The organism is Micromonospora sp. CNZ303, assembly GCF_004345505.1.
This window is the reverse complement of the sequence record NZ_SLVT01000026.1, coordinates 84,341-98,322: the sequence shown is the minus strand read 5'-3', so window position 1 is coordinate 98,322 and position 13,982 is coordinate 84,341. Positions and strand designations below refer to the sequence as shown.

The window sequence follows — 13,982 nt, the reverse complement described above, 5'->3', positions numbered from 1 at the left end:
AAGCTAAGCCCTCCAGCGCCGATGGTACTGCACTCGGGAGGGTGTGGGAGAGTAGGACACCGCCGGACAATCTTTCAGTTCAGGGCCACCCTTCGAGGTGGCCCTGAACTGCGTTACGGCCCTTTTCGCGCGGCCAAGAGCCGACGCCCTCCGGGCCGGCGCCAGGACACTCCGCCCGCACTCCCTGGACTCGGGGCCGGGCGGCCAAGGCCTCAGCCGCGGGTCTGGATCTCCTCGCGCATAGCGCGGAACAGCCCGCCGGCGTCGTCGATCGAGCGGCCCGGGAACATCGCCATCACCACGCTGCCGTGGTCGGCCCACCCGCAGACCGCGAAGTCGCCGCCGTCACCGCTGGTGGTGCCGCACTTCATCACGCCGCCTAGGCGTCCGGCGGGCACCTCGCGCAGCCCCGTCACCTTGCCGGTCTCGTCGGTCAGCAGGCCGAAGAGGCTGTCCAGGTCCCGCTCCGGCTGCCAGAGCAGGGTCGTGCCGCCGAAGACGAGCACCGAGCGCTTGTCGTCGGCGGGATCCCGGTAGACGGTGCCGAAGCTGCTGTCCAGGTCGATGTCGGCGGCGAACCCGCTGCGCAGGTAGTCGGAGGTGCTGCGGGCCCGGTCGCTGTCGTCGCGTACGAGGCCCGCCACCCGGTCCGGGGTGGCCAGATCTGCGTCCTTCTGCTGGGCGACCCGCCAGCCGGCCGTGCCGAGCACCGCGGCCCCCGCGATCCCGACCACCGCCGCCACGGCCCACACCACCCGCCGGCGCCCCGACCACGTCCCCCGCCGTTCCGGGGCGCTCTCCGGGTCCCGGTTGCTGAGCTGGATGGGCTCGTCGGTCAGGTCGATCGGTTCGGGCCCGTCGGCGACCGGGCGATCGGTGAGATGTGCGTCGGACATAGCCGACACCGTACGCGAACGGCAGGTGGCGCACGTCGGGTCCCGGGAAGCGCTCCGTAGACTTTCAGGGTGACCGAGAGACTGGATGCCCGACGCCCCGACGCCCCGACCCTTGCCGGCCAGTACCAGCCCGGCGAGGTGGAGCAGCGACGGTACGAGCAGTGGGTAGCCGCCGGCCACTTCCGGGCGTCGGCGGACAGCGACAAGCCCCCCTTCACCATCGTCATCCCGCCGCCCAACGTCACCGGCTCCCTGCACATGGGCCACGCGCTGGACCACACCGTCCAGGACGCGTTGGTGCGGCGCAAGAGGATGCAGGGCCACGAGGCGCTGTGGCTGCCGGGCATGGACCACGCCGGGATCGCCACCCAAAACGTGGTCGAGCGGCAGCTCGCCGGCCAGGGCCTGTCCCGGCACGACCTGGGCCGGAAGGAGTTTGTCGAGCGGGTGTGGCAGTGGAAGGCCGAGTCCGGCGGCGCGATCCTCGGCCAGATGCGCCGCCTCGGTGACTCCGTCGACTGGGACCGTGAGCGCTTCACCATGGACGAGGGCCTGTCGCGGGCCGTCCAGACCATGTTCAAGAAGCTCTACGACGACGGGCTGATCTACCGGGCCAACCGGATCATCAACTGGTGTCCGCGCTGCCTGACCGCGCTGTCGGACATCGAGGTGGAGCACACCGACGACGACGGCGAGCTGATTTCGATCCGGTACAGCGACGACGTCGTGGTCGCCACCACCCGGGCCGAGACGATGCTCGGTGACACCGCCGTCGCCGTGCACCCGGACGACGAGCGCTACCGGCACCTGATCGGCACCGAGGTGGCCGTGCCGTTGACCGACCGGCGGATCCCGATCGTGGCCGACGAGCACGTCGACCCGAGCTTCGGCACCGGCATGGTCAAGGTGACCCCCGCGCACGACCCGAACGACTTCGAGATCGGCCAGCGGCACGACCTGCCGTCGCTGACGATCATGGACGAGCGGGGCGTCATCACCGCGCACGGCCCGTTCCAGGGCCTGGACCGCTACGAGGCCCGCCCCGCGATCGTCGCTGCGCTGCGGGAGCAGGGCCGGATCGTCGCGGAGAAGCGGCCGTACGTGCACGCGGTGGGGCACTGCTCCCGGTGCCGGACGACCGTCGAGCCGCGGCTGTCGCTCCAGTGGTTCGTCAACACCACCCCGCTGGCCGAGGCCGCCGGCGACGCGGTGCGCGACGGCCGGGTGAAGATCGAGCCGGCGGAGTTGGCCAAGCGGTACTTCGCCTGGGTCGACAACATGCACGACTGGTGCATCTCCCGCCAGCTCTGGTGGGGCCACCGGATCCCCGTCTGGTACGGCCCGGACGGCGAGATCGTCTGCGTCGGCCCGGACGAGGAGCCGCCGGGCGGCGAGGGCTGGCACCAGGACGAGGACGTCCTGGACACCTGGTTCTCCAGCGGCCTGTGGCCGTTCTCCACGCTCGGCTGGCCGGAGCAGACTCCCGACCTGGCGAAGTTCTACCCGACCAGCGTGCTGGTCACCGGCTACGACATCCTCTTCTTCTGGGTCGCCCGGATGATGATGTTCGGCCTGTACGCGATGGACGGCCGGCCGCCGTTCCACACGGTTGCCCTGCACGGCATGGTCCGCGACCAGCACGGCAAGAAGATGTCGAAGTCGTTCGGCAACGTGGTCGACCCGCTGGACTGGATCGAGCGGTACGGCGCCGACGCCACCCGGTTCACCCTCGCCCGGGGCGCCAACCCGGGCGGGGACGTGCCGGTCAGCGAGGACTGGTGCCAGGGCTCCCGCAACTTCTGCAACAAGCTGTGGAACGCCACCCGCTTCGCGCTGCTCAACGGCGCGCACACCGAGGGCCCGCTGCCGGCGGCCGACACGCTGTCGACGGTCGACCGGTGGATACTGTCCCGGCTGGCGCACGTCACCGCCGCCGTGGACGAGCAGTTCGAGGCGTACGAGTTCGCGAAGGTCTGTGACCTGCTCTACCACTTCGCCTGGGACGACGTCTGCGACTGGTATGTGGAGCTGACCAAGCCGGTGCTCGCCGAGGACGGCCCGGCCGCCGAGGCCAGCCGCCGGGTGCTCGGGCACGTGCTGGACCAGCTGCTGCGGCTGCTGCACCCGGTGATCCCGTTCGTCACCGAGGAGCTGTGGACCGCGCTCACCGGCGGCGAGACGGTCATGACGGCCGCCTGGCCGGTCGCCGACCGTACCGGAGTCGACGACGCCGCGGAGGTCGAGGTCGGCACCCTCCAGCGGGTGGTGACCGAGATCCGGCGGTTCCGCTCGGACCAGGGGCTGCGCCCGACGCAGCGGGTCGCCGCGCGGCTCGACGGCCTGGCCGCCGCCGGCATCGCCGCGCACGAGCCGCTGATCCGGTCGCTGGTGCGCCTCGACGCGGCCGGCGACGGCTTCCAGGCCAGCGCCACGCTCGCCATGCCCGGCGACGTGAGCGTGGCCCTGGACACCCGGGGGTCGATCGACGTGGCCGCCGAGCGGGCCCGCCTGACCAAGGACCGGGCCGCCGCCGAGAAGGAGGCCGCGCAGGCCCGGGCGAAGCTCGGCAACCCGGCGTTCGTCGGCAAGGCGCCGGAGCCGGTGGTCGCCAAGATCCGCGACCGGCTCGCCGTCGCCGAGGCCGACCTCGTCCGCATCGACGCCGCTCTGGAGGCGCTGCCCTCGTGACCGACCGCACCGATTTCGCCGCCGTCGAGGCCGAGCTGGCCGAACGCGGGTTCACCCGCATGGCCTTCGAGCTGGACAAGATCGAGTCGCTGCTGGACCTGCTCGGCAGCCCGCAGCGGGCGTACCCGTCGATCCACCTGACCGGCACCAACGGCAAGACCTCGACGGCCCGGATGATCGACTCGCTGCTGCGGGCGTTCGGGCTGCACACCGGCCGCTACACCAGCCCGCACCTGGAGAGCGTCCGGGAGCGGATCAGCCTGGACGGCGAGCCGGTGGACGAGGGACGGTTCGTCGCCACGTACCGGGAGATCGAGCCGCTCGCCCGGCTGGTCGACGAGCGCTCGGCGGAGCCGCTGACGTACTTCGACATGACGACCGCGCTGGCCTTCGCCACCTTCGCCGACGCCCCGGTGGACGTGGCGGTGGTCGAGGTGGGTCTCGGCGGCGCCGAGGACGCCACCAACGTGATCCAGGCCGGGGTGTGCGTGCTCACCCCGGTCGGGCTGGACCACACCGAGTGGCTCGGCGACACCATCCAGGACATCGCGCTGGCCAAGGCGGGAATCATCCACAAGGGCGCGACGGTGATCTCCGCGGCGCAGGAGGAGGAGGCCGCCGGGCCGATCCTGGAGCGCTGTGCCGAGGTCGGCGCGACCATCGCCCGGGAGGGCGCCGAGTTCGGGGTGCTGCGGCGGGCGGTCGCCGTCGGCGGGCAGGTGCTCACCCTCCAGGGCCTCGGTGGCGTCTACGAGGAGGTGTTCATCCCGCTGCACGGCGCCCACCAGGCGCAGAACGCGGCGGTGGCGTTGGCGGCGGTCGAGGCGTTCCTCGGCGCCGGGGCGAAGCGGCAGCTCGACGTCGAGGCGGTCCGGGAGGGCTTCGCCACCGCCAGCTCGCCCGGCCGGCTGGAGCGCGTACGCAGCGCGCCCACCATCCTGCTCGACGGGGCGCACAATCCGCACGGCATGGCGGCCACGGTGGCCGCGCTCCAGGAGGAGTTCGCCTTCAGCAAGCTGGTCGCGGTCGTCGGCGTCCTCGCGGACAAGGACGCGGCCAGCCTGCTGGAGCTGCTGGAGCCGGTGGTCGACCAGGTCGTGGTGACCCGCAACAGCTCGCCCCGGGCGCTGCCCGCCCGGGAGCTGGCCGCGCTGGCGGCGGAGGTCTTCGGGCCCGAGCGGGTGGAGGTGGCCGAGGAGATGCCGGACGCGATCGAGGCGGCGGTGGCGATGGCCGAGGAGGACGTACCGGGGGAGCTGAGCGGGGTCGGGGTGCTGGTCACCGGGTCGGTGGTGACGGTGGCCGACGCCCGTCGGCTGCTGAAGCGATGACCGGGCCGGAGCGGGCCACCGCGGGCGACGACCGCCCGACCGGGGCACCCGACGGGCTCCCCGGCGGCACGTCGGACGGCACCCCTGACGACGGCGCGGTCCGGGCGCCCGACGGCCACCCCGCAGGGCGGGCGCCGCGCCGTTCCGGGCTGCGCAACCCGGAGCGGGCGGTACGGGGCCTCGGCGCCGGCACGCTCAGCCTGGAGGCGCTGGTGCTGGTGCTGGCCATCCAGCCGATCCGGGTGGTCGGCGGCGACCTGGGCGGCGCCGCGATCGGGGCCGTGGTGGCGCTGGCCGTGGTGGCGGTGCTGCTCGCCGGCATGATGCGCCGGCCGTGGGCCTGGCACGCCGGCACCGCCTTGCAGGGACTGCTCATGCTGGCCGGCCTGCTGCACTGGTCGCTGCTGGTGCTGGGCGTCGTCTTCGCCCTGGTGTGGGGCTACGCCCTGCACGTGCGCCGGGTCATCCTGGGCTGACGGGTCAGGCCTCGGCGCGTTCCCGCCACTGGGTGAGGGCGATGCCGTGGCCGTCCGGGTCGCGGAACGCCGCCGCCCACACCTCCAGCTTCGTGCCCCGGTTGACCACCCGGGGGGCATACGTGAACCGGACGCCCGTGCCGCGCAGCCGCTCGTAGGCGGAGCCGATGTCGTCGACCTCGAGGTTGACGTGCACCAGCCGGCGGCTGATCGGCGCCGCCTCGGTCACCTCGCGCAGCACCAGGCGGGTCGTCCCGGAGGAGAGGACCGCGTTGCCGGAGCCCCGGTCGACCTCGGTGAAGCCCAGGTCGCGGTAGAAGTCCAGCGAGCGGGGCAGGTCGGTGACCAGCAGGGTCAGCCCCACGCCGGCGATCGGCGCCCCGAACTCGTCGCCGGCCGCCGCGGTCTCCTCGTCGTCGGCGTCGGGCGTCGCCGGGCCCGGACCGAAGATCGCCTCGTCCAGTTCCTCCGGGCTGATCCGCTCGTCGCGGACCCGGTCGCGTGGCGGGGCGGGATCGTCCAGGGGCAGGTCGAGCGGATCCGCCGGCGCGGCCGGGTCGGGGCGCTCGCCGGGGGCGTCGAACCGCTCCTCGGCGGGCGGGCGGGGCGTCGGGGTGGCCCGGCGCGGCAGGGTGCCGGTGGTGGGCTGCTCGACGAGCGTGCCCTCCAGCACGACCGGCCCACCCGGACGCTGGTGCATCACGACGGGCTCGCGCTCCTCGGGCCGCCCGACCCGGTCCCCACCGAGCGGATCGCCCAGCGGATCCCCGACGGGATCGCCCAGCGGATCGCCCACCGGCGCCCGGAAGTCGTCCCGGAAGTCGTCGCGGTAGTCGTCCCGGAAGTCGTCGTCCGGCGCCCGGTCCGCCCACGGCGGGGCCTCCTGCTGGATCAGCACGTCGTCCAGCGGCTCGGTGCCCGCGTACTCGGGCGGCAGGTCGGCCGCGACGGCGGCGGCGGTCTCCGCGTGGGTGGGCACGTCGTCCCAGAGCACCCGGACGTGGCGCTGGTCGTCCAGGGCCACCCGGATCGGCAGCGTCTGGCCCAGCGACGGCCACTTCGCCACCGGCACCCGCGGCTCGATGATCTTCTTGGACCGGGGCGGCAGCCCCGGGGCGTCGATCACCAGCTGGAGTTCGCAGCGGCCGAAGGCGTACTGGGTGGACGGCTCGGAGGCGCTGTGCACGTGCCCTTCGCCGATCACCCAGGTGCGACCGCCCCCGCGCACCGTGGCCAGCGCGATGGCCAGCACCAGCAGGGCGACGCCGAGCGCCACGATCGCCCAGCTCGTCATGCCCAGGCCGAAGAGGACGACGAAGGTCGCCACGGTGCCCAGCACCGCGGCGATCAGCTTGCGTACCGGTGCGATGGGCCGGTTCCCGCCATTCGCCACAGTGGACCTCCCGAGGGTCAAGGGCCAGGCTAGGCCGGATCGGCCGCCGGAGGAAGGACCGGCCGCCGCGCCGGTGCCGGGACCGGGTCGCTAGGCTGACCGTACCCAGCCCGACCGTCTTCCGCGCACAGGAGGAACCCAGCGTGTCCAGCAGCAGCCCCGATGAGCGCACCCTCGTACTGATCAAGCCCGACGCGGTCCGCCGCGGGCTGGTCGGCGAGGTGATCTCCCGCTTCGAGCGCAAGGGGCTGCGGATCGACGCGATGGTGTCCCGGACGATGGACGCCGCGCTGGCCGACGAGCACTACGCCGAGCACGTCGACAAGCCGTTCTACCCGCCGCTGAAGGACTTCATGACCGGCGGCCCGCTGGTGGCGCTGGTGCTCTCCGGCGACCAGGTCATCGACGTGGTGCGCGGGCTCGTCGGCGCGACCGACGGGCGTCGGGCGGCGGCCGGCACGATCCGCGGCGACCTCTCCCTGTCCAACCGCGAGAACCTGGTGCACGCCTCCGACTCGCCGGACAGCGCGAAGCGCGAGATCGCGCTCTGGTTCCCCGAGCTGGTCTGAGACACCCGCCGTCGCGGGGCCGGTGCGCGTCGCGCGCACCGGCCGCCTGCGTCGCGTCGCGGACCGTCACACCTCCGTGGGGAGGTCGGTGCGGCAGGTCACGGCGATCCGGTTCCACACGTTGATGGTGGCGATCGCCATCAGCAGGTCGGCGAGTTCCTTCTCGGACCACACCTTCGCCGCCGCGTCCCAGACGTCGTCGGGCACGCCGTGCTCGCCGAGCCGGGTCACCGCGTCGGTGAGCGCCAGCGCGGTCCGCTCCCGCTCGTCGAAGAAGGGCGCCTCCCGCCAGGCGGCGACGGCGAAGAGCCGCCGGTCCGACTCGCCCGACGCCAGCGCGTCCCGGCTGTGCATGTCGACGCAGAACGCGCAGCCGTTCAGCATCGACGCCCGCAGCTTCACCAGCTCCAGCACGGTGTGTCCGACGTTCGCCCGGACGTACTTCTCCAGCCCCAGCACGGCCTGGTACGCCTGCGGTGCCACCTCGGCCACGTTGATCCGTTGCATGACGGCCCTCCTCGATCCGGTCTGTGTCGTCACCCATCCGACGACGCGCGCAGGCGCGGCGTGACGCCGACGGACGTGAGCCCGGTCACGCCGCTCGACGCCGGGGCGGCCCTGCCTCGTCCCACCTGATCCGGATCATCCCGGCACCCCGGGCAGTCGGTCACCGGGCGGGTTTACTCGGCGGCGATCTTCGTGGGTGGTCGGGTAGCCTTGGCGGTCGTAAGGCGATGACCCGGCCATCACCGGTGAGCCTCCGGAAGAACAGCCGGTTCACCCCGGCCCAGTAGAACCGGACGGGTCCGGCCCGTCACAGCCGGCCAACGAGCGGGCGGTCGATCCTGGCCGCCAAGCGGGGTGGTACCGCGGGCCTGCCCGGGGGCGCCGTCGAGGCGTACCCGAGAAGGCTCGTCCTCGCAGACCCACACGACAGTGAGCTGCGCGAGGAGAGCGACCCCCGATGGTCTATCCGTTGCACGAACCGACCGCCGCCGGCGTCCCGGCCAGCCCGGACCTGCCCGCGGTCGAGCGCCGCGTGCTGGAGCACTGGACGGCCGACAAGACCTTCGAGGCCTCCGTCGAGGCCCGGCCGGCCTCCGGCCGGCGACCGGAGAGCACGGACGCGGCCGGAGGCGGCGTCGCGGGCGACGCGGACAACGAGTACGTCTTCTACGACGGCCCGCCGTTCGCCAACGGCCTGCCGCACTACGGCCACCTCTTCACCGGCTACGTGAAGGACGTGGTGCCGCGCTACCAGACGATGCGCGGTCGGCGGGTGGAGCGGCGCTTCGGCTGGGACTGCCACGGCCTGCCCGCCGAGGTGGTCGCCGAGAAGCAGCTCGGCATCACCAGCAAGGCGGAGATCCTCGACCTCGGCGTGGCCCGGTTCAACGAGGCGTGCCGCACCTCGGTGCTGGAGTTCACCCACGACTGGGAGCGCTACGTCACCCGGCAGGCCCGCTGGGTCGACTTCGCCAACGACTACAAGACCCTCGACCTGGACTACATGGAAAGCGTCATGTGGGCCTTCAAGACCCTGCACGACAAGGGCCTGGTCTACGAGGGCTTCCGGGTGCTGGCGTACTGCTGGCGTTGCGAGACGCCGCTGTCGAACACCGAGACCCGGATGGACGACGTCTACCGGGACCGGCACGACCCGACGCTGTCGGTCTGGTTCGCGCTGACCCCCGACGAGAACGCGCCGGAACTGGTGCGCGGGCCGGTGCGCCTCGGCGTCTGGACCACCACGCCGTGGACCCTGCCGTCCAACCTGGCGCTCGCCGTCGGCCCCGACATCGAGTACGCCGTGCTGGAGCGCGACGGGCAGCGGTACGTCGTCGGGGCGGCGCGGCTGGCCGCGTACGCCAAGGAGCTGGAGGGCTACGAGCAGGTCGGCACCGTCTCCGGCCGCGACCTGGCCGGCCGGCGCTACACCCCGCTGTTCGACTTCCTCGTCGAGCAGGCCGGCCCGAACGCCTACCAGGTGCTCGGCGCGGAGTTCGTCACCACCGAGGACGGCACCGGGATCGTCCACCTGGCCCCGGCCTTCGGCGAGGACGACCAGAACGTCTGCAACGCGGCCGGCATCCCCACCATCGTCACGGTCGACGACCACACCCGGTTCACCGCGCTGGTGCCGCCGTACGAGGGCGAGCAGGTCTTCGACGTCAACAAGCCGGTGATCCGGGAGCTCAAGGAGCGGGGGGTCGTCCTCAAGCAGGACACCTACACCCACTCGTACCCGCACTGCTGGCGCTGCGACACCCCGCTGGTCTACAAGGCGGTGTCGTCGTGGTTCGTCGCGGTGACGCGGTTCAAGGACCGGATGGTCGAGCTGAACCAGCAGATCAACTGGACGCCGGGGCACATCAAGGACGGCTCGTTCGGCAAGTGGCTGGCCAACGCCCGCGACTGGTCGATCAGCCGGAACCGGTTCTGGGGCTCGCCGATCCCGGTGTGGAAGTCCGACGACCCGAACCATCCCCGGGTCGACGTCTACGGTTCGCTAGAGGAGATCGAGCGCGACTTCGGCGTACGCCTGAGCGACCTGCACCGGCCGGCGGTGGACGACCTGGTCCGCCCCAACCCGGACGACCCCACGGGGCGCTCGACGATGCGCCGGGTGCCGGAGGTGCTGGACTGCTGGTTCGAGTCCGGCTCGATGCCGTTCGCCCAGGTGCACTACCCGTTCGAGAACCGCGACTGGTTCGAGCACCACTACCCGGGCGACTTCATCGTCGAGTACATCGGGCAGACCCGCGGCTGGTTCTACACCATGCACGTGCTGGCCACCGCGCTGTTCGACCGGCCGGCGTTCCGCAACTGCCTCAGCCACGGCATCCTGCTCGGCTCCGACGGGCGCAAGATGTCCAAGAGCCTGCGCAACTACCCGGACGTCTACCACGTGTTCGACTCGTACGGCTCGGACGCGATGCGCTGGATGCTGATGTCCTCGCCGGTGCTGCGCGGCGGCGACATGGCCGTGACCGAGCCGGGCATCCGCGACGCCGTCCGGCAGGTGCTGCTGCCGCTGTGGAACGTCTGGTACTTCTTCTCGCTCTACGCCAACGCCGACGGGTACACCGCGAAGCGGAACACGACAAGCACCCACCTGCTCGACCGGTACGTGCTGGCGAAGACGAACGAGCTGGTGTCGACGGTCCAGGAGCAGATGGACGCGTACGACATCTCGGGTGCCTGCGTGACCGTGCGGTCCTACCTGGACGCGCTGACCAACTGGTACGTGCGCCGCTCCCGGGACCGGTTCTGGTCGGGCGACGCCGACGCCTTCGACACCCTGTGGACGGTGCTGGAGACGCTGTGCCGGGTGGTGGCGCCGCTCGCGCCGCTGACCGCCGAGGAGATCTGGCGCGGCCTCACCGGGGAGCGGTCGGTGCACCTGACCGACTGGCCGTCCGCCGGGGAGTTCCCGGCCGACCACGAGCTGGTGGCCGCGATGGACGCCACCCGGGAGGTCTGCTCGGCGGCGCTGTCGCTGCGCAAGGCCAAGGGCCTGCGGGTGCGGCTGCCGCTGGCGAAGCTCACCGTCGCCTCGCCGGTGGCGGCGCAGCTGCGGCCCTTCGGCGACCTGGTCGCCGACGAGGTCAACGTGAAGGCGGTGGAGTTCACCGACGAGGTGTCGGCGTACTGCCAGCAGGTGCTGACGGTGGTGCCGCGCGCGCTCGGCCCCCGGGTCGGCAAGCAGGTGCAGCAGGTCATCAGGGCCGTCAAGGCGGGGGAGTGGGAGCTGGTCGACGGCGCCCCGGTCGCCGCCGGCGTCACCCTCGCCGAGGGCGAGTACGAGCTGCGCCTGGTCGCCGCCGACGCCGAGCACTCCGCGCCGCTGCCCGGCGGCGAGGGCGTGGTCGTGCTGGACACCGAGGTCACCCCCGAGCTGGCCGCCGAGGGGCTGGCCCGGGACGTCGTCCGGGTGGTGCAGCAGGCCCGCCGCGACGCCGACCTGGACGTCTCGGACCGGATCGTGGTGGCGTTGTCGGCCGGCGAGGAGGTGCGGGCGGCGGTGGCCGCGTACACCGACTTCGTGGCCCGCGAGGTGCTGGCCGACTCTGTCGACTTCGCCGACGGGGTGGACGGCTTCACCGGGGAGGTCGGCGAGGGCGAGCGGGTGACCGTGGCCGTGCGCAGGGTATGAGTCGGTGAGACGGGGGCGGTCCGGCGGAGTGTCGCCGGACCGCCCCCGCCGGCCCCGACAGGCCCGCTCACCAGGCGGTCGACCCGCCACCCGGGCGACGACGCGTGGACCCGTCGGTTACGGTGACACCGCCTGTTCGCACACACTCCGCCGGAGGACCAGTGCCCCTGCTCTACACCATCGGCAAGCTCACCGTGGCGCCCGCGCTCCGGCTGGCCTTCCGTCCGACCGTGGAGGGGTTGGAGCACATTCCGGACACAGGGGGTGCGATCTTCGCGGGCAACCACCTCTCGGTCGCCGACGAGCTGTTCCTCGGCACCGTGGTCCCCCGGCACCTCGCGTTCTGGGCCAAGTCGGAGTACTTCAACGGCACCGGACCGAAGGGCGCCCTCTCCAAGCACGTGCTCACCGGCCTGGGCGCCATCCCGGTCGAGCGGGCCGGCGGTCGGGCGGCGCTGTCCGCGTTCGACGCCGCCATCCCGGTGCTCAAGGCCGGCGACCTGGTCGCGGTCTATCCGGAGGGGACGCGGTCGCCGGACGGCCGGCTCTACCGGGGGCGCACCGGGGCGGTCCGGCTGGCCGTGGCGGCCGGCGTGCCGGTCATCCCGGTCGGCATGACCGGCACCGACAAGGCCCAGCCCATCGGCACCCGAGTGCCCCGCCCCGGCCGTGCCAAGATCATCATCCGGTTCGGCAAGCCGCTCGACTTCACCGGCCGGTCGGACGACCGCACGTCGTTGCGCGAGATGACCGACGAGGTCATGGCCGAGATCCAGAAGCTCACCGGCCAGGAGTACGTGCCCCGCTACGCCCCGCCGCGCGGGCACTCCGCCACCCCCGGCGACGCCCCGGCCTGAGCCCGGGCGCGGGGCGACCGGAGCCGCGCCGCCGCGCCGTCGCGGGGCGTGGGACCGCAGCGGACCGTCGACCGGGCCGACCCGACGGCGTCGGGCCGGTGGAGCCGCTACTTCTGGTTGGTCGTGACCATCTGCTCCCGCAGGGTGCCGAGCAGGGTGGCGCTGTCGTCGAGGGAGAGCCGGGTGAAGACCGCGGTGGCGATGCTGCCGTGGTCGACCGAGGTGCACACCACCACGTCCTGGCCGTCGGCGCGTCCCACCGCACAACGCTGGTGCCGGCCGCGTACGCCGGTGTCGATCACCTGGGCCTCGCCGAGGGAGTACTGCCCGGTGAGCCGGGTGATCTCGTCCTCCGCGTCGGACTCGGGGGTGAACCGGAAGCCGGTGCCGCCGAAGACCGTCACCCGCTTGCCGGCGGGCGTGGCGTAGACGCCGGCGAAGGTCTTCTCGGCCAGCCAGTGCGCCTTGCGCACGTCCGCCTCCAGCTGCTTGGTGGTCGCCTTGCTGGTGTTGTCGTCGCGCAGCCGCAGGTCGGCCACCTCGGCCGGCAGGCTGGCCTCGGCCGGGTACTGCGACGCCATCGGCACCCCGTAGTAGGCCGGGCAGCCGCAGCAGCAGGCCAGCATGAGCAGCAGGAACCACGGCCAGCGGCGACGCTTGCGGGCGGGCCTCGGGGCGTACCCCCTGGGGGCCTGCTGGCCGGGTGGTGGCCCGGCCGGCGGCGCCGTCGCCCGCCGTTGCCTCGGCGGCGCGGGTGGCGGAGGCGGGGGTGGCGCCGGGCGGGCCGGGCCGGGCGCCCGGGAGACCGGCGGCGGGGAGACCGGGTAGGCCGCGGGCGGCGGGGAGACGGGGTACGCCGACGGCGGTGGGGCGGCCGGGTACGCGGCCCGCGGCGGCGCGGGCCGCGGTGGCTGCGGCGGCGCGGGGGAGTGCACGGGTGGCGCGGAGTGCACGGGTGGCGCGGAGTGCACGGGTGGCGCCGGCGGCCCGGAGTACGGCCTGGGCGGCGGCGCGGCGGGGTAGGGCAGCGTCGGCGAGGGCGGCGGGGGCGGCGGCAGGTCCCACCCTCCGGTGTCCGCGCCCGCCCACGGGTCGACCGGCGTGCGGTGCTCGGCGGGCTGCTCGGGCGGGGGCGGGGGCGCCGGCGGAGGCGCCGGCACCGGGGGGATCTCGGCCGACTCGCCCCAGGCCCGCTTGCGCGGCTTCGGCGGGGGTACCGCCGCCGAACCGCTCCACCGGGGCGCGGGCGGTTCGGCCGGTAGCTCGTCGGGGGAGAACATCCGGGTGCCCTGCGGCCCGACGGCCGGTCGCTCGTCGCCGGGGAACATCCGGGTGCCCTGCGGTCCCGCGGCCGGCGGGCCGTCGTCGGGCAGCAGGCGGGTGCCCTCCGGGCCGGTGCCGGCCACCCGCCCGGGCCCGGCGGCCCGGGTGCCCTCGGCCCCGGCGTCGTCGGCGTCCTGCAACGCGGTGGCGTCGCCCGGGTCCGGCCGGTCGGCGGCGTCACGCGAGCGGTGCGGCGCCGTGGCGTCGCCCGAGCCGTGCGGCGCCGTGGCGTCGCCCGTGTCCGGCAGCGCGGCGTCGGCCCCGGCGCCGCGCGCCCCGGCGTCGTCCGGGTC

Annotated in this window: 10 protein-coding genes; 6 read left to right on the top strand and 4 right to left on the bottom strand. The window is 73.5% G+C overall.

Annotated features, from left to right (window positions below):
• Positions 1-212: 212 nt before the first annotated feature.
• On the bottom strand, positions 213-896 hold the full coding sequence (locus EV374_RS29690) for a hypothetical protein (protein ID WP_132240456.1): 684 nt from the start codon (positions 894-896) through the stop codon (positions 213-215).
• 69 nt (positions 897-965) lie between these two features.
• Here EV374_RS29690 and EV374_RS29685 point away from each other — a divergent pair, with 69 nt between their 5' ends.
• Genes EV374_RS29685 through EV374_RS29675 form a run of 3 tightly spaced genes read left to right on the top strand, consistent with a single transcriptional unit; the run spans position 966 to position 5,391 of the window.
• Positions 966-3,584: a valine--tRNA ligase gene (locus tag EV374_RS29685; protein WP_132240455.1), complete on the top strand. Its 2,619-nt coding sequence runs from the start codon at positions 966-968 to the stop codon at positions 3,582-3,584.
• Entirely contained in the window at positions 3,581-4,915 is a 1,335-nt protein-coding gene (locus EV374_RS29680) for a bifunctional folylpolyglutamate synthase/dihydrofolate synthase (RefSeq protein ID WP_132240454.1), read from the top strand. The genes EV374_RS29685 and EV374_RS29680 overlap by 4 nt, the downstream gene beginning before the upstream one ends.
• On the top strand, positions 4,912-5,391 hold the full coding sequence (locus EV374_RS29675) for a DUF4233 domain-containing protein (protein WP_132240453.1): 480 nt from the start codon (positions 4,912-4,914) through the stop codon (positions 5,389-5,391). Before EV374_RS29680 ends, EV374_RS29675 begins: the two co-directional genes overlap by 4 nt.
• Before the next feature lie 4 nt (positions 5,392-5,395).
• Here the strand turns inward: EV374_RS29675 and EV374_RS29670 are convergent, their stop codons facing one another.
• On the bottom strand, positions 5,396-6,784 hold the full coding sequence (locus EV374_RS29670; protein WP_132240452.1) for a VOC family protein: 1,389 nt from the start codon (positions 6,782-6,784) through the stop codon (positions 5,396-5,398).
• A 143-nt stretch (positions 6,785-6,927) separates the two neighbouring features.
• Between EV374_RS29670 and ndk the strand changes: the two genes are divergently transcribed.
• Entirely contained in the window at positions 6,928-7,353 is a 426-nt protein-coding gene (ndk, locus tag EV374_RS29665) for a nucleoside-diphosphate kinase (protein WP_132240451.1), read from the top strand.
• A gap of 66 nt (positions 7,354-7,419) precedes the next feature.
• Here the strand turns inward: ndk and EV374_RS29660 are convergent, their stop codons facing one another.
• Positions 7,420-7,860 (bottom strand): carboxymuconolactone decarboxylase family protein, encoded by a 441-nt coding sequence (locus EV374_RS29660; RefSeq protein WP_132240450.1) that lies wholly within the window; start codon positions 7,858-7,860, stop codon positions 7,420-7,422.
• Positions 7,861-8,317: 457 nt separating this feature from the next.
• On the opposite strand from EV374_RS29660, the gene ileS reads away from it, so the two are divergent.
• Both ileS and EV374_RS29650 read left to right on the top strand, forming a co-directional pair.
• Complete coding sequence (ileS, locus tag EV374_RS29655) at positions 8,318-11,509, top strand: isoleucine--tRNA ligase (protein ID WP_132240449.1); 3,192 nt, start codon at positions 8,318-8,320, stop codon at positions 11,507-11,509.
• 161 nt (positions 11,510-11,670) lie between these two features.
• Positions 11,671-12,366, top strand: a complete 696-nt coding sequence (locus EV374_RS29650; RefSeq protein ID WP_132240448.1) for a lysophospholipid acyltransferase family protein — start codon at positions 11,671-11,673, stop codon at positions 12,364-12,366.
• Between the two features lie 107 nt (positions 12,367-12,473).
• Here the strand turns inward: EV374_RS29650 and EV374_RS33660 are convergent, their stop codons facing one another.
• Positions 12,474-13,694 (bottom strand): hypothetical protein, encoded by a 1,221-nt coding sequence (locus EV374_RS33660; RefSeq protein ID WP_486486033.1) that lies wholly within the window; start codon positions 13,692-13,694, stop codon positions 12,474-12,476.
• Positions 13,695-13,982: the final 288 nt, after the last annotated feature.

Excerpts from the sequence above, each read along its gene's own strand:
- EV374_RS29660 (WP_132240450.1), bottom strand. The coding sequence starts at position 7,860 with ATGCAACGGATCAACGTGGCCGAGGTGGCACCGCAGGCGTACCAGGCC.
- ileS (WP_132240449.1), top strand. The coding sequence starts at position 8,318 with ATGGTCTATCCGTTGCACGAACCGACCGCCGCCGGCGTCCCGGCCAGC.
- EV374_RS29675 (WP_132240453.1), top strand. The coding sequence starts at position 4,912 with ATGACCGGGCCGGAGCGGGCCACCGCGGGCGACGACCGCCCGACCGGG.
- EV374_RS29690 (WP_132240456.1), bottom strand. The coding sequence starts at position 896 with ATGTCCGACGCACATCTCACCGATCGCCCGGTCGCCGACGGGCCCGAA.
- EV374_RS33660 (WP_486486033.1), bottom strand. The coding sequence starts at position 13,694 with ATGTTCCCCGGCGACGAGCGACCGGCCGTCGGGCCGCAGGGCACCCGG.